Source organism: Actinoplanes sp. NPDC051537, assembly GCF_055586105.1.
Map to the genome: position 1 here is coordinate 84815 of NZ_JBVJIU010000022.1, position 17730 is coordinate 102544.

14 protein-coding genes are annotated in these 17730 nt (G+C 72.6%); 4 read left to right on the plus strand and 10 right to left on the minus strand.

The genetic code is table 11. The features are described 5' to 3' along the window. Positions 1-12: 12 nt before the first annotated feature. Genes ACZ6TB_RS40720 through ACZ6TB_RS40735 form a run of 4 tightly spaced genes read right to left on the minus strand, consistent with a single transcriptional unit; the run spans position 13 to position 3559 of the window. Entirely contained in the window at positions 13-1047 is a 1035-nt protein-coding gene (locus ACZ6TB_RS40720) for a LacI family DNA-binding transcriptional regulator (RefSeq protein ID WP_465564538.1), read from the minus strand. Further along, positions 1047-2741: a carbohydrate-binding protein gene (locus ACZ6TB_RS40725; protein ID WP_465564540.1), complete on the minus strand. Its 1695-nt coding sequence runs from the start codon at positions 2739-2741 to the stop codon at positions 1047-1049. The genes ACZ6TB_RS40720 and ACZ6TB_RS40725 overlap by 1 nt, the downstream gene beginning before the upstream one ends. 15 nt (positions 2742-2756) lie before the next feature. After that, positions 2757-3101: a hypothetical protein gene (locus ACZ6TB_RS40730; protein ID WP_465564543.1), complete on the minus strand. Its 345-nt coding sequence runs from the start codon at positions 3099-3101 to the stop codon at positions 2757-2759. Continuing rightward, positions 3098-3559: a hypothetical protein gene (locus ACZ6TB_RS40735; RefSeq protein ID WP_465564545.1), complete on the minus strand. Its 462-nt coding sequence runs from the start codon at positions 3557-3559 to the stop codon at positions 3098-3100. Before ACZ6TB_RS40735 ends, ACZ6TB_RS40730 begins: the two co-directional genes overlap by 4 nt. A 197-nt stretch (positions 3560-3756) precedes the next feature. Between ACZ6TB_RS40735 and ACZ6TB_RS40740 the strand changes: the two genes are divergently transcribed. From ACZ6TB_RS40740 to ACZ6TB_RS40750, 3 genes are read left to right on the plus strand one after another with little or no spacing between them, the layout of a single operon-like run. Next, positions 3757-5334: an ABC transporter ATP-binding protein gene (locus ACZ6TB_RS40740; RefSeq protein WP_465564790.1), complete on the plus strand. Its 1578-nt coding sequence runs from the start codon at positions 3757-3759 to the stop codon at positions 5332-5334. Next, positions 5331-7058 carry an ABC transporter ATP-binding protein gene (locus ACZ6TB_RS40745; protein WP_465564548.1) on the plus strand — a complete coding sequence of 576 codons (1728 nt, stop codon included), beginning with the start codon at positions 5331-5333 and terminating at the stop codon, positions 7056-7058. Before ACZ6TB_RS40740 ends, ACZ6TB_RS40745 begins: the two co-directional genes overlap by 4 nt. Positions 7059-7102: 44 nt before the next feature. Then, positions 7103-8245, plus strand: coding sequence for a lysostaphin resistance A-like protein (locus ACZ6TB_RS40750; protein ID WP_465564551.1), 1143 nt, complete (start codon positions 7103-7105; stop codon positions 8243-8245). 53 nt (positions 8246-8298) lie between these two features. Here ACZ6TB_RS40750 and ACZ6TB_RS40755 read toward each other — a convergent pair whose 3' ends face one another. The 3 genes from ACZ6TB_RS40755 to ACZ6TB_RS40765 form a co-directional block, all read right to left on the minus strand. Beyond that, entirely contained in the window at positions 8299-10233 is a 1935-nt protein-coding gene (locus ACZ6TB_RS40755) for a putative bifunctional diguanylate cyclase/phosphodiesterase (protein WP_465564553.1), read from the minus strand. A 63-nt stretch (positions 10234-10296) separates the two neighbouring features. Beyond that, positions 10297-10920 carry a maleylpyruvate isomerase N-terminal domain-containing protein gene (locus ACZ6TB_RS40760; protein WP_465564555.1) on the minus strand — a complete coding sequence of 208 codons (624 nt, stop codon included), beginning with the start codon at positions 10918-10920 and terminating at the stop codon, positions 10297-10299. 1073 nt (positions 10921-11993) lie between these two features. Continuing rightward, complete coding sequence (locus ACZ6TB_RS40765) at positions 11994-13031, minus strand: MBL fold metallo-hydrolase (protein WP_465564558.1); 1038 nt, start codon at positions 13029-13031, stop codon at positions 11994-11996. Positions 13032-13091: 60 nt separating this feature from the next. On the opposite strand from ACZ6TB_RS40765, the gene ACZ6TB_RS40770 reads away from it, so the two are divergent. Continuing rightward, positions 13092-14309 (plus strand): family 1 glycosylhydrolase, encoded by a 1218-nt coding sequence (locus tag ACZ6TB_RS40770; protein WP_465564560.1) that lies wholly within the window; start codon positions 13092-13094, stop codon positions 14307-14309. A 48-nt stretch (positions 14310-14357) separates the two neighbouring features. Here the strand turns inward: ACZ6TB_RS40770 and ACZ6TB_RS40775 are convergent, their stop codons facing one another. The 3 genes from ACZ6TB_RS40775 to ACZ6TB_RS40785 form a co-directional block, all read right to left on the minus strand. Then, positions 14358-14690, minus strand: coding sequence for a hypothetical protein (locus ACZ6TB_RS40775; RefSeq protein ID WP_465564562.1), 333 nt, complete (start codon positions 14688-14690; stop codon positions 14358-14360). 108 nt (positions 14691-14798) lie between these two features. Beyond that, on the minus strand, positions 14799-15836 hold the full coding sequence (locus ACZ6TB_RS40780; RefSeq protein ID WP_465564564.1) for a helix-turn-helix domain-containing protein: 1038 nt from the start codon (positions 15834-15836) through the stop codon (positions 14799-14801). A 94-nt stretch (positions 15837-15930) separates the two neighbouring features. Next, positions 15931-17562, minus strand: a complete 1632-nt coding sequence (locus ACZ6TB_RS40785; RefSeq protein WP_465564567.1) for a CHAP domain-containing protein — start codon at positions 17560-17562, stop codon at positions 15931-15933. Positions 17563-17730: the final 168 nt, after the last annotated feature.

Consider the following 17730-nt stretch of genomic DNA (forward strand, 5'->3'; position numbering starts at 1 on the left):
GCCCGAGCAGGCTCAGGAACCGCATCGATGATCCTCGGAGAAGGGGGAGGTGCTGGCGCGGACGATCAGGCGGGTCGCCAGCTCCATCCGGGCCGACTCCAGGCGCTCGCCGTTGACCAGGCGCAACAGGGTACGGGCGGCGGCCACGCCCATCTCGTGCAGGGGCTGGCGGATCGTGGTGAGCGGGGGCGCCGTCCACTCGGCGAAGTTCAGGTCGTCGAAGCCGACCACCGACAGGTCGCCGGGGATGGTCAGGCCGGCCCGGCGCGCGGCCTCGTAGACGCCGGTGGCCTGCTGGTCGCTGCCCGCGAAGACGGCCGTCGGGCGGTACGGCAGCGCGAGCATCCGGGACGCCGCGCGCAGGCCGCCGTCGTGGTGGAAGTTGCTGTAGCGCACCAGGTCGCGGCCGATCGGAAGGCCGGCCGCCTCGAGCGCGGCCCGGTAGCCGGCGACCCGGGCCCGGGTGCACTCCAGCTGCTCGGGGCCGCCGATCATCGCGATCCGGTGGTGCCCCAGCGCGATCAGGTGCGCCGTCGCCGCGTACCCGCCGGCGAAGTTCGTCGCCCCGATCGACGGCACGTCCGGCGGCGGCGCGCTCACCCCGTCGACCACCACGAACGGCATGCCGCGCCGGTCGAGGTCGCCGCGCTGGCGGTCGCTGAGCTCGCTGAGCACCAGGATCGCGCCCGACGAGCCGCGCGCCAGCAGCGACTCCAGCCAGCGGCGGGTGAGCGACTGCCGGTTGTGCACCGAGGACACCACCAGGCTCAGCCCGGCCGCCTCGATGACCTCCTCGACCCCGGTCAGGATCGACAGTCCCCACACGCTGTCCAGCTCGTTGATCACCAGGTCGATCAGGTCGGGGCGGGCCGACCGGCGCGACGACCGGGGCCGCTGGTAGCCCCGGTCGGCGAGCAGCCGTTCCACGTCCCGGCGGGTCGACGCGGCGACGTCGGTGTGCCCGTTGAGCACCTTCGACACGGTGGAGATCGCGACGTTGGCCTCCCGGGCGATCGCCGCCAGCGTCGGCCGGCCGTTGGTGGTCATCAGACGAACCGGAACCAGTCCAGGTCCAGCACGTCGGCGGTGTCGTTCGCCCGCGGCACCACGGTGATCGACGAGGTGCCGGCCGGGAGGTTCGAGACATTGAAGGCGATTTCCCGGTACGCGGTGAGCGAGCCGGTGCCGAGCAGACCGGGCGCCGCGATCACGGGGCCCGTCGCCGACCCGGCGTGGAACTCGAGCGTGAACGCCTGCCCGGTCGAACGCGCCGACGAATACCGGAAAACGACCTGGTTCGCCGTACGGCCGCCGAAATCGACCTGATCGAAGCGCGCCCAGTCACCGGAGCCGAAGCCGCCGATCTCGCGCCCGCCGCTCGCCCCGCTCGCGGAGACGACGGTCGTGCCGCTCTGGCTGTCGCGCGACTCGGCCTCGATCGTCGAGAAGGCGTTCCGATTGCCCCCGCCGGAAGGAGGCGTCACCGGGGGAGTGGTCGTCGGGGCGGTGGTCGGGGAGTTACCACCGCCCCAGTTCGCGCCGCGGCCGGACAGCGTCCCGTTCACGAAGACCGAGTTCTGCAGCTCGCGCTTGAAGTTGGCGTAGATGTTCGGGTTGTCCTGCACCCGGCTGTCGCCCCAGTAGCCGTCCGTGCAGTTCGGCTGGCCCGCGGTCGCGCCCGGCGGGCAGGCGAACTGCGCGATCGCCTCCCAGTTGCTGTTGATGTAGGCGGCCACCCGCAGCACGTCGGCGTTGCGGTTGATGTAGCCGAAGTACTGGTCGTACCAGGAGCCGATCCTGGTCCAGTCGCCGTTGAGCGAGACCCGGTTGTTGGTCACCGTGCAGGAGGCGTCGAGGTTCGCGGTCCGGTACGCCTGCGGGGTCGCCTCGGCGATCATGGCCGGCTTGCCGTGCTGCCGGGCGAAGTTCAGCACCCGGTCGTAGAGGACGGTCGGCTGGCTGGTCGGGGTGTCGCACGCCCACTGGTACTGCCGGAACGTGGCGTCCCAGTAGAACGTGCTCAGGGCGACGTAGTCGACGACGTCGTCACCCGGATACCAGTCGGTCAGGTGGCTGGGGCTGCTGTAGTCGTACTTGTACTGGGCCGCGCCGTCCTTCGGGTAGGTGGCGCTCTGCCAGACCGTCTTGACGTTGCCGGCGCCGAGCGCGTCGATCCGCTGCTTCACCACCCGGAACGCCTGCTTGTAGAAGTCGATGTTGTAGCAGTTCCACGGCCCGTCGAACTCGTAGCCGACGCGCAGGTAGACGGTCCGGCCGGTGTTCCTCAGGTACGTGATGGTGTTGTCGAGGTTCGTCCGGTACTGCTGGCCGAGCGCGCCGGCGATGTCCGCGTCCGGCCGGCCGATGACGGCCCGCAGCGGCTGGTTGTTGCAGCCCGGACCGTCGGCGAGGTACAGCCCGGCCGCGACCGCCGCGCCCGGGTACTCCGACAGCGTCTGGTTGAAGTTGTTGACGTTCCCGTTCAGGTTGCAGGTCGAGGTCAGGCCGTTGCAGACCCCCGGCGTGATGTTGGTGTAGAGGGTGACGCCGCCGGGCCGGGGAAAGCTCGCGTCGGCGTCGAGGACCTGCTGCTTGAACGCGGACAGGTCGGGCGTGCTCTGGCCGGCCACGAAGGTGATCCGGCCGGCCGGGATGGCGGCGTCGGCCTGGGCGGCGACGACCGCGAGCGGGACGGCCGTCGCGGTCACCGCCGCCAGGGTGAGCAAGGTCTTCTTGAGCATGGGGGAGGGGACCTTTCAACAGGGAGTGGTGAAGCCCCGGTCCCGCAGGCCCTGACAGAAGGACGCGCGGGCCGTGGGGTACTGGGAGAGCCGGCCGTCGACGAACCAGGTCGAGTTGACCGGGAAGTCGAAGCTGCCGTCGGTCACGCCGTCCCACCCGTACCGGAAGTCCAGGTCGATGTAGACGGCGGCGCGGATCACGCGGCTCAGGTCGTACGTGCCGGCCAGGTCGGGGATCGGGCCGCGGTAGTTCATCAGGGCGAACAGCCGCCGGACCCAGAGGTCGCCGCGGGCGCTCTCGAGGCCGCGGGTGTCCGAGCCGTCGGCGGTGAAGTTCATCATTCCCGACTCGGCGATCATCGGTTTGCCGCCGGGTACAGCTGCTCGAACTCGCCGCGCACCGGGTGGAACACGTACTGCTGCGGGTACGCGTTCACGAAACCGATCACCTTCGCGAACTGGGACGCGTACGCCCCCTGGGCCAGCTCCTGGGTCACCTGGCGCGAGCGGGCCGCCTTGGCGTTCTCGTCGCCGCCGGTGAAGCCGGGCGGGTTGTCCTTCCAGGAGATGCCGACCTCGATCGTGCCGCCGCGGCGGGCGAGGAGGGTGGCGTAGTCGCGGTGCCCGGGCGAGACCCAGTCGCCGGACTTGAGCTCGTAGTAGACCGAGCCGCCGGCCGGCGCCGGGGCCACGGACGTGTAGTCGTTCCACGCCGCCGTGGTCGACTGACCGACCAGCAGAAGGCGGCCGTCCGTCGCCGCGGGGGCGGCGGCAACGGGCGTAAGCAGGGCGAGGATGGCGAGGAGGCGGGGGACCATGCCCGTACGCTATGAAGCCTGTCGATGAATTCCGAAGAGTTTTCGAAACAGTCCGTTAACCCGGGGTGGCCGACGCCACGGAAATCGGGTGACACCGGACCGGCCCGATTTGGCAGCATTGCCACATGACACGGGGACCGGTTCGATATCTGTGGTGGCTGGCGCGGGAGAACCGGAGGCGGGTCGGGCTCGGCGCCATGTTCGGGTCGGTCTGGTTCATGAGCCTCGCCTTCACCCCGTACCTCATCGCCCAGGCGATCGACCGCGGCCTGCGTCCCCACCAGCTCGAACCGCTGCTGCTGTGGTCGGCCGCCGTGCTGGTCACCGGCGTCGCCAGCGCCGTGCTCGGCATCATGCGCCACCGCAGCATGACCAAGCTGCGGCTGGCCGCGGCCCTGCAGACGGCCGACCTGGTGATGACCCACGCGACCCGGCTCGGCTCGGCGCTGCCCCGGCGGGTCACCGCGGGCGAGGTGGTCACCATCGGCATCTCCGACGTCTGGACGATCGGCCGGGCCATGAACGTCGGCGGCGTCGGCGTGGCGTCCACCCTGGCCTTCATCGTCATCGCGGCCCTGCTCGACCACACGTCGCCCAAGCTCGCCGCCGTCGTGGTGATCGGCGCGCCGGTGCTCGCGCTCACCGTCGGCCCGCTGCTGCGGCGCACCCAGAAGGCCGGGTCGCGCTACCGGGAACGGCAGGGCGAGCTCAACGCCCGTCTCGTCGACGTGCTCGGCGGCCTGCGCATTCTCAACGGCCTCGGCGGCAAGGAGACCCATCAGCGGAGGTACGAGCGGGAGTCCGCGGCCCTGCGCGACCAGGGATACCGGGTCGGCACCCCGTCCAGCTGGATCGGCGCGCTGGGTGACGGCCTGCCGGTCGTCTTCCTCGCGGTCGTCGTCTGGCTCGCGGCCCGGCTCGCGGCCACCGGCGAGATCACGGTCGGTCAGCTCATCGCGGTCTACGGCTACACGGCCATGCTGGTCATCCCCGCCAACGTGCTGATCTTCTGCGGGTTCGACGTGGCGCACGGGCTGGTCGCCGCCCGGCGGGTCACCGACTTCCTGCGCATCCCGCTCGACTCGCCGTCGGGCCTTGCCGGGCCGGCTTCTCCGGCGCCGCTCGCCGATCCTTCGTCGGGCGTGACCGTGCAGCCGGGCCGGTTCACGGCGCTGGCCGGGACGGGTGATCTCGCGGCCATCGTCGACCGGCTCGGCGCGTACGGGCCGACGGACGCGACCTGGGGTGGCGTGCCGCTCGCCGAGATCGCCCAGCCTTCCATCCGGCGGCGGATCCTGGTCGCCCAGCAGGACGCCGACCTGTTCGCCGGACCGCTGCGGTCGGTGGTGGCCGGGCCCGCCGATCCCGACGACTCCCGGGTCGGCGACGCGATCGACACCGCGGTCGCCCACGATGCGGCCACCGACCTCGGCCGGGAGATCGAGTGGCGCGGGCGCAACCTCTCCGGCGGGCAGCGGCAGCGGGTGCGGCTCGCCCGCGCGGTCTACGCCGACCCGGAGATGCTGCTCGCGCTCGAGCCGACCTCGGCCGTCGACGCGCACACCGAGTCGGCGATCGCGTCCCGGCTCGTTGCGGCCCGGGCCGGCCGCGGCACCGTCGTGGTCACCACCTCGCCCGTGCTGCTCGACCAGGCCGACGTCGTGCACTACCTGGTGGACGGTCGCGTGGTCGCGACCGGGACGCATTCTTCCCTGCTGGCCGGTCAGCCTGGATATCGCGATCTCGTCGCCCGGACCTTCGGGGCGGACGAGTGACCACCACCCTCCCGATCGCCGACCAGCGGGCCGTCGGCCGGGCCGCGCTCCGGCTGATCGCCGCCGACCGCCCCTCGATCGTCGCCATGACCATCCTCAACGCGTTCGCCGCGCTCGCCGCCCTCGGCGGACCCTGGCTGCTCGGCCGGGTCATCGACGCGGTCACCGGCGGCCGGCCCGGCGACATCGACAAGCTCGCGGCCGGCGTCCTCGCCTGCGCCGTCGCCCAGATGATCCTCTCCCGGTTCGCGCTGGCCATCGCCTACCGGTTCGGCGAGCGCACGGCGGCCCGCATCCGGGAGAACTATCTGCGCCGGGCGCTCGCCCTGCCCGCCGCCGTCATCGAGCGGGTGCCGGCCGGCGACCTGGCCGCCCGCGGCACCACCGACGTCGACGCCGTGGCCACCACGCTGCGCGACATCCTGCCGAACATCCTCATCGGCTTCGTCCAGATGATCTTCATCATCGCCGCGGTGTTCCTGCTCGACCCGCTGCTCGGCGGCGTCGGCGTGGTCGGCCTCTCCGGGATCGTGTTCGTCACCCGGTGGTACCTGCGGCGCGCCCGCAGTGCCTACCTGGCCGAGGGCGCGGCGAACTCGCGGCTCGCCGACGAGCTGGGCGCCACCACCGAGGGCGCCCGCACGGTCGAGGCACTCGACCTGCGGCAGCGCCGCCTCGACGCCGGCCACGAGGCGATCGCCGAGACGCGCCGGACCCGGATGGCCACCCTCGCGCTGCGCAGCGTCTTCTTCCCGGTGGTCGAGACGTCGTACGCGGTGCCGGCCGTGTTCGTGCTGACGCTCGGCGGCCTGCTCTACCTCGGCGACCACATCACGCTCGGCACGGTCGGGGCGGCGGTGCTCTACCTGCGGCAGCTGGTCGGGCCGCTGGACACCCTGCTCATCTGGATCGAGCAGCTCCAGTCGAGCAGCGCCTCCTTCGCCCGGTTGGAGGGGCTGGCCGCGATCCCGGAGCCGGTGTTCGTCTCCGCGTCGCCGGCCGACGATCGGATCGAGATCCGGGACGTGCGGTACGCGTACGACCAGGGACGTGATGTTCTGCACGACGTCACGCTGACCGTCCGGCCGGGCGAGCGGCTGGCCATCGTGGGCCTCTCCGGCGCCGGGAAGTCGACGCTGGGGCGGCTCATCGCGGGGGTGGACCGGCCCTCGTCCGGCTCGGTGACGGTCGGCGGGGTGCCGATCGCCGAGCTGCCGCCCGATCAGCTGCGCCGCCAGGTCGTGCTGGTCACCCAGGAGCACCACGTCTTCCGCGAGACGCTGCGGGACAACCTCATGGTGGGCGCGCCCGACGAGGAACTGCGGCAAGCGTTGCGTACGGTCGGCGCCGACTGGGCCGCCGACCCTTCTGCCCTGGACCGTGACCTCGGCGCTTCTCCGCTCGACGGTGCGCAGGCGCAGCAGCTCGCGCTGGCCCGGGTGGTGCTGGCCGACCCGCACACGGTGATCCTCGACGAGGCGACCGCCCTGCTCGACCCGACGGCGGCGCGGACGGCCGAGCGGGCGCTGGCCGCCGTGCTGCACTCGCGCACGGTCATCGCGATCGCCCACCGGCTGCAGACCGCCCACGACGCCGACGAGGTCGCGGTCATGCGCGACGGCAGGATCACCGAGCTCGGCACCCACGACGCGCTGGTGGCCGCGGACGGCGAGTACGCGGCCCTGTGGCGTTCGTGGCACGGGTCGGACCTGAGCTCCGCCTAGCTTGCCGGCTGGTTCATTGGCGCTCACCCGTCACCATCGTCGGCATGCAGGACGTCGCGTACCACCGCCTCGCCGCCGCCGTTCCCGCTCACCGCACGGTGCTGGCCACGCTGGCCATCGTGCCGGCCGGCCTGGCGGGGGCGTGCGTCGTCGCGGCGGTGGCTGTGATCGCCGGCCGCCCGTCCGGTCCCGACGGCCTGCCGTCGTTCGGTCCACGCGGCGACCTGGCGCTGACCTTCCTGGCGATCGCCGTCTTCCTGCCGATCACGCTGCTCGCCGCCCGCCTGATCCAGCGCCGCCCGCCCGGCACCCTGTCCTCGGTGACCGGCCGCCTGCGCCGGCGCTGGCTGGCCACGTGCCTGGCGCCCGCGGCCGTCGCGGTGGTGCTGCTGATCGCCGGCGGTTCGCTGGCGTCCGGCTCGTCCGCGGGCGGTTCGTTCACGGCCGGGTGGGGCCCGTTTCTGCTGACCGCCGCGCTGCTGCTTCTTGTCGTCCCGGCGCAGGCCGCCGCCGAGGAATACCTGACCCGGGGTTGGCTCCTCCAGGCCGTGGGCTCGTGGACCCGCCGCCCGTGGCTGCCGATCGCCGTGCAGGCCGTCATCTTCGCCGCGCTGCACGGCTGGGGCACTCCGTGGGGCTTCGCCGACCTCGTCGTCTTCGGCGTCGTGACGGGCTGGCTGACCATCCGCACGGGCGGCCTCGAGGCGTCGATCGCCCTGCACGTGGCCACGAACGTGATCGCCAGCATGCTGGCCGCCGCGTCCGGCGCTCTCACCGTCGACGAGACTGCTGCTGACATGCCGTGGCAGTACGCGGCGGTCGACCTCGTGGTTTTGCTGGCCTATGCGGCCGTCATCGTCCTTTTGCGCCGTCGCCGTGGGGAGGCCCGTCTGGGGCCGCTTCCGTCGCCGCCGCCTCCGCGGGTCGTGTCCGGGGCGCTCCCGTGGGCCGTGCCGCCGGGCGCGGCCGTTCCAGGCTCAGTCCCGTGGCCCGCGTCTCCGGGCGCGGCCATTCCGGGTGCGCATCCGTGGCCCGCGTCTCCGGGCGCGGCCGTTCCCGGTTCGCTCCCTTCGCCGCCCAGCGCGGCCGCTCCGGATCCGTTCGATCCGCCCGCGCCCAGGGCCCCCACCGACCCGGCGCCGCCGGCCGACGCGACCCCACCCCGTGACTGGGTGGGGCGAGATTAGCCCGCCGGTACGACAATTCCATCCCGGCCATCCACAGCCACGCCCCCGGGCGCCTACCGATCGACCGCCAACGCCCCCGTCCGATGCCCCTCCAGCCACGACGGCAGGTCATCCCCCGGCATCGGCCGGGCCAGCAAATACCCCTGGATGATGTCGCACCCGGCCGCCGTCAGGATGGCGGTGATCTCGCGGTTCTCCACACCCTCGGCCACCACCTGCAGGCCCAGGTTGTGGCCCAGGTCGATCACCGAGCGGACGATCGCCGCGTGGGCGGGATTGCCGGGCAGGTCGCCCACGAAGCTTTTGTCGATCTTCAACTCGTGCAGGGAGAGCGTGGCCAGGTAGGCCAGCGAGGTCTGGCCCTGGCCGAAGTCGTCGACGCTGATCCGGACGCCGGCCTCGGACAGGCGGGCCAGGACGTCGGCGGCGGTCTCGGGATCGGTCATCAGGGCGGTCTCGGTGATCTCGAGGACGAGCCGGGCGGGCGGGATCCCGGCGGTGTCGAGCGCCGCCAGCACGGTGTCGGCGAAGTCGGGGCGGGCCAGGTTGCGGGCCGACACGTTGACGGCCATCGTCAGGCGGTCGCACGTGTCGCCCCACGCGACCATCTGGGCCAGGGCGGCGGCCAGCACCCAGCGGGTGAGCGAGTCGATCAGCCCGGTCTGCTCGGCGACCGGCAGGAACGCGTCGGGCGGCACCAGGCCCCGCTCGGGGTGCCGCCAGCGGACCAGGGCCTCGACCGCGCACACCCGGCCGGTCCGCAGCTCGGCCTTGGGCTGGTAGTGCAGGACCAGCTCGTCGGTCTCGACGGCCCGCCGCAGCTCGGCGACCAGGGCCAGCTGGGCCGGGTCGAAATGGTCGCGGCGCCGGTCGTACCGGGCGGTGCCGCTGCGGCTGCCCTTGGCCAGGTACATCGCCATGTCGGCGCGCCGCAGCAGGGTGTCGACGTCGGTGCCGTCGGCGGGCGCCAGCGCGTAGCCGAAGCTGGCCTCCGGCGACAGCGGCAGCGTGTCCACCACGACCTCGCCCTCGAACACCTCGCGCATCCGCTCGAGCAGGGGCGGGATCTCGTCCTCGGTGACGGCGGGCAGGACCATGCCGAACTCGTCGCCACCGAGCCGGGCCACGGTGTCGCTCGACCGTACGGCCGCTGCCAGCCGGGCGCCGAGCTCGCGCAGCAGAGCGTCGCCGTTGTGGTGGCCGAGCGTCTCGTTGACCTCCTTGAACCGGTCGACGTCGGCCAGCACCACCGCGACCGTGCCGCCGTCGCGCCGGGCCGCCTGGATGGCCGCCGCCGCCCGCCGCTGGAACAGAGCCCGGTTCGGCAGGCCGGTCAGGGCGTCGTGCCCGGCCTGGTGGCTCATCCGGCGGATGGTCGAGGCCGAGATCGCAGCCAGGATCACCCAGAGTGCCGCCAGGCCCACGCTCAGCACCACGGAGAGCGTGCGCAGGCCCGAGCTGACATCGCGGGCGATCGGCGCGTACGGCAAATAGACCTCGAGTACGCCGAGCACCGGCCCGCCGACGCTGATCGGCAGGTAGACCTCGACCACGCGCTGCCCGACCGGCCCGGAGTCGTTGCGGTCGGTGTTGAGGCGGGTCAGATGCGCCACCACCTCGCCGCGGGCGGCCTCCATCGCCTCGTCCTCGGTCTCCTCGCTGAAGCCGGAGCCGTCGTCGGAGAAGATCACCTGACCGGCGGTATCACGCAACCGCAGCCGTACGACGGAACCCGACCCGATCACGCGATCGGTCAGCTTACGCAGGCCGTCGAGCTCGTCGGCCGGCATCGGCCGGCTCAGCGGCCGGCCGTCGAGGTGCGGCTCGATCGCCGTCCGGGCGACGAGCGAGGCCTGCGCCTGCCCCTCGCGGACGCCCCGATCGCGGGCCTCCATCGACAGCGCCATCGACAACACGAGCCCCAGCAGCACCACCGGGATCAGGCTGGCCCCGGCGTACGTGAGGAACAACCTCCACGACGAAGGCACGGGGGCACATTACGCTCTTCGCGCTCGCGGTGTGTCCTCTTTGAAGGGACCTTTCGGGCGAGATCAGGAGAGCACCGGGAACAGGTCGGTCGAGGCCCGCCCGGTGGCGGCCTCGATGAAGTCGATCGGCGGGGCGATCTGGGCCAGCACGACGGCGGTGTGCGCGAGCCCGGCGGCCGGCACCTCCGGCTCCCGGCCGAGCGCCTGCTGAAGGTCGAGCAGGTGGATCACGGCCTCGGAGATGCCGATGCTGACGGCCTCGGCCAGCGGCAGAACCGCCCGCCCGAAGTAGTCGACCGTCACGTCGCCCAGCTCCCGTGCCACCGCGATGGCCGCCGGGCCGGTGCCGCTGAACTGGTCGACGAGCTGGTCGAGGGTGTATTTGCGGGCGTCCTCGCGGCCGGAGTCGGCCACCCGGTCACGCATCGTGTTGGCGATGCCGGTGGGGTGGTTGAACTCGGCGAGCAGCGCCGCGGCCGTCTCGTGCGTGGGCACGGCGTCGGTCACCCGGCCGACAAGGATCGAGAACCCGAACGGCCAGCCGGCGGCGTGCGCCCACAGCGCGCGCACGTCCCAGCCGTCGAGGCGGGTGGCACGCGCCCAGTCATCGCCGCTCAGGCCCTTGCCGATGGCGGCCCACACCGCCCAGAGCGCGTCGAGTGTGTCGAGACGATCGTCGATGGGCATCGCCCGACCATACGCCCGCCGACCCGCCCGGACGAGAACGCGCCCGCGCCGAAATTCGCCCCCGCGAGCCGTCCCCGCGAGCCGCATCGGGTGGGCCGTCCGAGGCCGGGACTTTGCCGGCTGCGTTCGTGCTCGATCCGCGCATCGCTCACGGATGGTGCCAAAGCGGTGCCGGCACGTGCTCGGTCGATGCCCGGGAGCATGCCCTCCGAGGCGCCGGCGAAATGTTCCGATCGCGTATTCGGGAGATGCTTCGCGAGTTCAGCGAATGGCATGATCGAATACTTACCGCGCGGTGCTGGGAGGCGGGATAATTCAGGTATGCGGCAGATGCAATTGTTCAGTTCAGTTGAATTGGCCGCGATGCGTGACCGCCGCAGATCTCGGGCCTGGTCGCCGGTGAGTGACCGGTTTCGGCGTGTGCATGAGCGGGATCGCGAGTGGGGTTTGGCGCGCCGGCATGCCGCCCGTCTGCGCCGGGCGGCTGAGACTGGCGGGGTGGTTGAGCGTGATACTTGCCGGTCGGTCGGCGTCGACGGTGAATCGCGGGTGAGCCGTGCGCTGATCGTTGCCGGGCGGGCGGAGTCCCGGCCACGAGTGGACAGCTCGGCGACCGTGCCCACGCCCACCGCGATACCCGCAGGATCGGCGCCGACAGCGGTCGCGGCGCAGGCTGAGTCCGCCGCGGCATCCATGCCGGATGGGCAACTGCCGCCGGCCACGGTGCCACAAACCTCCACGGCCACGGCGACGACGACGGCCGCGGTGACGGCAACAGCGACCGTGACGGCAACAGCGACGGTGACGGCAACAGCGTCCGTGACGGCAACAGCGACGGTGACGGCAACAGCGACGGCCGAATCGGCGACCCCCACCAGATCGCCGCACCACAATTCGCCGCCGGGGCGTGCATTCCCGCCTTTCCGGACCGCGCTATTTCGCCGCGATCGCCACCACCGAACGCTGCCCGGAAAGGCAACGCGGAAACGGCCGCACACGCAAATGAAACCGACGAGAATGCCACGTCACGGGCGCGCCGCCCGCCGACATCGATCGCCAGGCCGGCCGGTGCGTCAGGCGCCGGGGCGCCGCCACAGGACCGGACCGTCACCGCTTGGGCGAAGCTCCCCGACCGCCTCCAGGTGGCGCAGATGGGCCAGCGTCTCGGCCAGCGCCATCCGCCGCAGGATGCCCTGCAGCGAGTCCCAGCCTCGCGACCAGGTCAGTGCCCCGGCGATGGCCCACCCGGTCGGCGACGCCAGCCGGTCGACCGCGGCCAGAATCTCGGCCGAGCGCTCCGCGTGGTGGGCGACGATCGCTTCGGCCCGGTCCTTGATGCCGCGGAAACGCCACTCGTGCGCGGGGAACGCCTCGTCGGTGTCGAACGCGGCCGCCCGGTCGAGCGACGCAAGGTAGTCGCCGAGCGGGTCGCCGGCCGACGTGGGCAGCACCGCGACGTTCGGGGTGATGCGGGGCAGCAGGTGGTCCCCGGTGAGCAGGAATCCGGCCGAATCGTCGTGCAGGCACAGGTGGCCGGGGGTGTGACCGGGGGTCCAGATCGCCCGCACCGTGCGCCCGGCCAGCGGCAGCAGGTCGCCGTCCTCGATGTCGCGGTCGGGCTCGGCCATCGCCAGCAGGGCCGCCAGCCGCTCGGGGCGCACCATCAGCTTCGCCGCCTCGTCGGGGGGCACGCCGTGCCGGCCCAGCCACGCCGGGTCGGTGCCGGGATGCCGGCCGCGCCACGCCCGCCCGGGCAGCGTCGCCGCCTCGACCGGGTGCATGCCCACCCACGCGTCGCCGGCCTCGCGCAGCCAGCCGGTCATGCCGTGGTGGTCGGGGTGGATGTGGGTGACGACGATCCCGGTCACGTCGGCCGGCGTCGCCCCGGCCGCGGCCAGCCCGTCGGTCAGGATCTGGCGGCCGTCGGGGGTGTCCCAGCCGGGATCGACCACCGTCACGCCGGCGTCGTCCACGAACGCGTACGAGATCGTGTATCGCATCGGGTTGTCGGGGATCGGCACCGGGATCGACCAGACCCCGGGGCGCGGCTCCTCGACCGGCGGCAGCACCCGGCGTTGCCAGGCGTCGTGCTGTGCGTCCCCGGTCATCATGATTGGTCAGACTAAAACGTCGCTCTTGACCGCGCCGCCCCGGACTGAGGGAATGTGCGGATGCCACGGATCTTCCCGGCCGGCTTTCTCTGGGGCGTCGCGAGCGCCGGACACCAGACCGAGGGCGGCAACACGAGCAGTGACACCTGGTTCGCCGAGAACGTCACGCCGACGGTCTTCCGCGAGCCGTCGGGCATGGCCTGCGACGGCTACCACCGCTGGCGCGAGGACGTCGACCTGGCCGCCGCGATGGGCCTGACCGCCTACCGGTTCTCGGTCGAGTGGGCCCGGGTCGAGCCGCGCGAGGGCGAGTTCCACGACGACGAGCTCGCCCATTACGAGGCGATCGCCGACCGGGCCCGCGAGCGCGGCATGGCGCCGGTGGTGACGTTCAACCACATGACCTCGCCGCACTGGTTCGCGGCCCGCGGCGGCTGGCTCGACCCGGAGGCGCCGGCCCAGTTCGCCCGCTACTGCGACCGGGTGATGGCCGCGTTCGGCGACAAGATCGCGGTGGCGGTCACCCTCAACGAGCCCAATCTGCCGCGCCTGCTCACCTGGGTGGCAATTCCCGATTTCGTACGCGATCTGGAGCGCGCCACCCTCGAAGCCGCCGCCAAGGACGCCGGGGTGCCCCGCTACCGGCTCGCGAACGTCATCCTGCCCGAGGACATGGACGCCATGGGCGACGGCATGACCGCCGGGCATCGGGCCGCCCGGGCCGCCATCAAGGCCCGCCGCCCCGATCTGCCGGTCGGCTTCTCGCTGGCCCTCGTCGACGACCAGGTCGAGGGCGACGACCCGTCGGTCCGCGACCGCAAGCGCGCCGAGGTCTACCAGCGGTGGCTCGATCTCGCCCGCGAGGACGACTTCATCGGCGTGCAGAACTACGAGCGGCTCTACTACGACGGCAACGGCCCGGTGGGGGAGCAGGGCCTGTTCTCCGGCGTCGACCCGCGCTCGCTCGCCGGTGCGGCCCGCTACGCGCACGACGAGACCGGCGTGCCGGTGCTGGTGACCGAGCACGGCATCGCCACCGAGGACGACGCCCGCCGGGCCGAGTTCATCGAGACGTCCCTGGACGGCCTGGCCGAGGCGGTCGCCGGCGGGCTGCCGGTGCTCGGTTACATCCACTGGACCCTGATGGACAACTTCGAGTGGGTCTTCGGCTACGGACCCAAGCTCGGCCTGCATGCGGTGGATCGAGAGACCTTCGCCCGTACGCCGAAAGCCAGCGCCGGCGTCTACGCGGCGATCGTGCGAGGCTCGTCCGCCTAGCGCGAAGGCCGGGCGCGCCCGCGCCCGGCCTTCGACCGTCGGAAAAACTCAGTGGCCGTGGCCGCCGCCGTGACCGTGCCCGTGACCGTGCCCGTGGTCGTCGCCCGGCCAGCCGGTGCTGCCGAACCGCTCCACGCGCAGGATCCACCAGCCCCGGTAGGGGCCGAAGTCGACCGGGTCGCAGCTCGGGTCGTTCCACCGGTGCATGGCCTCGCCCGCACGGCCGGCCCAGTCGCAGTCGGATCTGCTCTGGAAGACGCCTACCACGTCTCCCTGGTTGTGCGGAGGCGGCGCCGGAGCCGCCTGCGCCGGTCCCGCCGCCACCGCGCCGGCCAGCAGGCCGGCACCGAGCAGCACCGTGATTCGTGCCGTGGTGTTCATGTCGTTCCTCCCCGCTGATGTCATGACCTGAACCAGGCCATCACGCGCCGGCCGAAGAGTCTGGCGAACCGGCGTTTCGGCACGGCGCGGCCGCGCCCGGTGGGACAATCAAGCGGGGTACGAACATGCCGCCGCGGCCGCCGCTTTCCGGTCCGCGACGCTCAATGCGGCCCCCGGAAAGCCGGCGCCGGCCGCCCGCGCGGCCACGATCCCGGCCGGTCCGTCGCCGCCGAAGCAGGCCGCGGCCGCCAGCACCGCCGAGCCGCCGCCGACCGGCGTCCAGCGGACCGCGAAGGCCGGATGGCCGTCCGTCCGCTCGGTGAAGCCGATCTGCCGCCATCGCCGCTCGCCCGGCCCGGCGCCGTCCGGGTCGTAGAGCGCCGCGAACCCCACGACGTCGAGGCGCTGCCCGGTCGCGGTCAGGCTCAGGCGGCCGGTCCCGGAGACGGTCAGCGCGACGGCGCCGGGCCCGGGGTGGTCGTCGGTGCAGTGCGACGGCGCGAGCCCGGCCGGCGGGTTGCCGTGCACGATGCCGGACGCGACGACCTCGGCCCCGGAGAGCTTGAACCAGCGCACATCGGGGGTGCCGCCGGTGTTGTCGTGGATCTTCTCGCCCAGGCAGTAGCCGGTGAACCCGAGCGTGCAGCCGGCCGGGATCGTGCGCAGGACCGGCGCGTCCCGGGCGGCTCCATCGTGGACCCGCGCGCCGGCGCCGTAGGTGAGCGCCGTGAACGCCGGATGTCTCGGCCCGGCGGGGCACCCGTGCGCGCCGTGGCGGTGCAGCGCGAACCCGCCGACGGTGGCGATCAGCAGCAGGGCGGCGGCGATCGGGATCAAAAACCGCCGCCGGGGCGGAGGCGGGGCGGAAGGCGGCGGGGCGGAAGGAGGCGGGGGAGCGGGAGGCGTCGGCTCGGACAGCGCGATCCACCGCGTACGCCAGGAATCGACGTCGCCGCCGCAGGCGCCCACATAGGCCAGCACCACGTCGAGCGTGGGCTTGCGCACCCCGCCCGCCGCCTCGGACAGGGTGGTCGCGCTGTAACCGGCCTTCTTGGCCAGGACCCGGTAGGTCGGGTTCCCGGCCTCGGCCCGCACCTTCCGCAGCTCGAACGCGAACGCCGGGAGTGGTCCGCCCAGCGGATCCACCGCCCTCTCCTGGCGTGCCACGGCGGCCCTCCCGGCATGATGCTCCCGGCCCGCCGCCGGGATCCGGGAGCATCATGCCATCGACGGGGGTCGCTCAGCCGCAGTGGCTCCAGTCGCTCGTCCACGAGGTGCTCTGGTAGGAGCCGCCCCACTTCACGCACGCGCTCGCCGCCGCCAGCCGCACCGGCCCGGCGTACCACTGGAACAGGCCCGGATTGCCGGCCGACGAGCCGCCCTGCACCGACAGCGTGGCGTTGAGGCCGACCGCCCCGTTGCCGCTGTGCGCCATGGTGACCACGCAGTTGTAGCCCGGCTTGTAGAGCAGGTAGATGGTCGCCGGCCCGAGGTTGTGCGAGTCGATGACACCGTAGCCGGAACCGCAGACCCCGGCCGGCGTGTACGGGTTGGCCGTCGACGACCCCGACCCGCAGTGCCCGTAGTCACTGGTCCACGACGACGTCTTGTACGCGCCGCCCCACTTCACGCACGAGCTCGGCGCGTACTCGTAGATCGGCCCCGCGTAGTAGGTGTAGGAGCCGGCGTCGCTGGTGGACGCCCCGCCCTGCACCGCGAGCGTCGCCTTGCCCGCGACCGCCCCGGCGATGTCGGTGTAGAGCGTCACCACGCAGTTGTTGCCGCTGGATCCGTTGTAGAGCAGGTAGACCGTGGCCCCGGAAAGCGCGTGGTGGTCGACCACGTCGTAGCCGTCGCCGCAGACCTGGTTGGCGGTGTACGGGTTCGAGCCGGACGGCGCCGGCGAGCCGTCCCCGCTGCCGCAGTGCCCGTAGTCGCTGGTCCACGAGGCGGTCTTGTAGGTGCCGCCCCACTTCACACAGGAGTTCGGCGCGTACGCGGTGACCGGCCCCGCATACCAGTGGTAGGTGCCCGGATCGGAGACCGCCGACCCGCCCTGCACGGTGAGCGTCGCGTTCATGGCGACCGCCCCGCCGTCGGCGTCGGCCAGGGTCACCACGCAGTTCTTGCCGGAGTCGTCGTCGTACAGCAGGAAGACGGTCGCCGAGCCGAGGTCGTGTGAGTCGACCACTCCGTAGCCGCTGCCGCACAGCGTGACCGCCGAGTACGGGTTGCCGGAGGTGTCCGGCGGCGACGAGCCGCCGCTGCCCGAGGCGCCCACGAAGCCGGTGATGTAGTAGCTCTCCGCCGCCACCCACGAGCCGGTCGACGCCGACCCGGCCGGGATCGTGATCCGGACGACCGACGAGGTGACGGCGAAGTGGGCCATGCTGCCGCTGTCGCCGCCCCAGTCGCCGTTCGCGGTCACCACCGAGCCGTCGGAGTTGACGGCGGTGACGATCGCGACGTGGTTGGCGTAGCCGCCGCGGCTCGACGAGAACACGACCGCGTCACCGGGCTCGGCCTTGCTGTGGAACGTGCCGTGCGACTGGCCGTACGTGTAGAAGCTCTGCGCCGCCGCGGTGAGCCCCGAGACGTTGAGCCCCGAGTTGCGCCACACCCACTTCGCGAAGTCCGCGCACCAGTACTCGGGGCCGCCCGAGTAGCCGCCGGCGCAGCTGTGCTCGTACTGCGAGCCGCCGAGCGAGTTCGTCGTCGGGCTCTGCGCGCAGGTGCCCGCGCTCTTGCCGATGTTCGCGGCGGCCAGGGTGGCCGCGCCCGCGGTGGTGGCCTGCGCCGCCACCGGGCCGGCGAAGACCGCCGCCCAGGTCGCGACGACCAATGCCAGGGCTGGGAACAGAATGCGTCTCAACAGGTCCTCCCGGAAGAAGCGCCACATCCGTCACAGGATCGGGTCTTCCGGCGCAGATCGGCGGGCCGGCAGGCCCCGATCAATCAATTCCGGACAAGCGCCGGACAGCTCCGGCGCCGCCTGACTTCCTGGCGTTCCGCGGCACGGCGAGCTCGACCGGCAGCCCTG

Excerpts from the sequence above, each read along its gene's own strand:
- ACZ6TB_RS40720 (WP_465564538.1), bottom strand. The coding sequence starts at position 1,047 with ATGACCACCAACGGCCGGCCGACGCTGGCGGCGATCGCCCGGGAGGCC.
- ACZ6TB_RS40725 (WP_465564540.1), bottom strand. The coding sequence starts at position 2,741 with ATGCTCAAGAAGACCTTGCTCACCCTGGCGGCGGTGACCGCGACGGCC.
- ACZ6TB_RS40730 (WP_465564543.1), bottom strand. The coding sequence starts at position 3,101 with ATGATCGCCGAGTCGGGAATGATGAACTTCACCGCCGACGGCTCGGAC.
- ACZ6TB_RS40735 (WP_465564545.1), bottom strand. The coding sequence starts at position 3,559 with ATGGTCCCCCGCCTCCTCGCCATCCTCGCCCTGCTTACGCCCGTTGCC.
- ACZ6TB_RS40740 (WP_465564790.1), top strand. The coding sequence starts at position 3,757 with ATGTTCGGGTCGGTCTGGTTCATGAGCCTCGCCTTCACCCCGTACCTC.
- ACZ6TB_RS40750 (WP_465564551.1), top strand. The coding sequence starts at position 7,103 with ATGCAGGACGTCGCGTACCACCGCCTCGCCGCCGCCGTTCCCGCTCAC.
- ACZ6TB_RS40760 (WP_465564555.1), bottom strand. The coding sequence starts at position 10,920 with ATGCCCATCGACGATCGTCTCGACACACTCGACGCGCTCTGGGCGGTG.
- ACZ6TB_RS40765 (WP_465564558.1), bottom strand. The coding sequence starts at position 13,031 with ATGATGACCGGGGACGCACAGCACGACGCCTGGCAACGCCGGGTGCTG.
- ACZ6TB_RS40770 (WP_465564560.1), top strand. The coding sequence starts at position 13,092 with ATGCCACGGATCTTCCCGGCCGGCTTTCTCTGGGGCGTCGCGAGCGCC.
- ACZ6TB_RS40775 (WP_465564562.1), bottom strand. The coding sequence starts at position 14,690 with ATGAACACCACGGCACGAATCACGGTGCTGCTCGGTGCCGGCCTGCTG.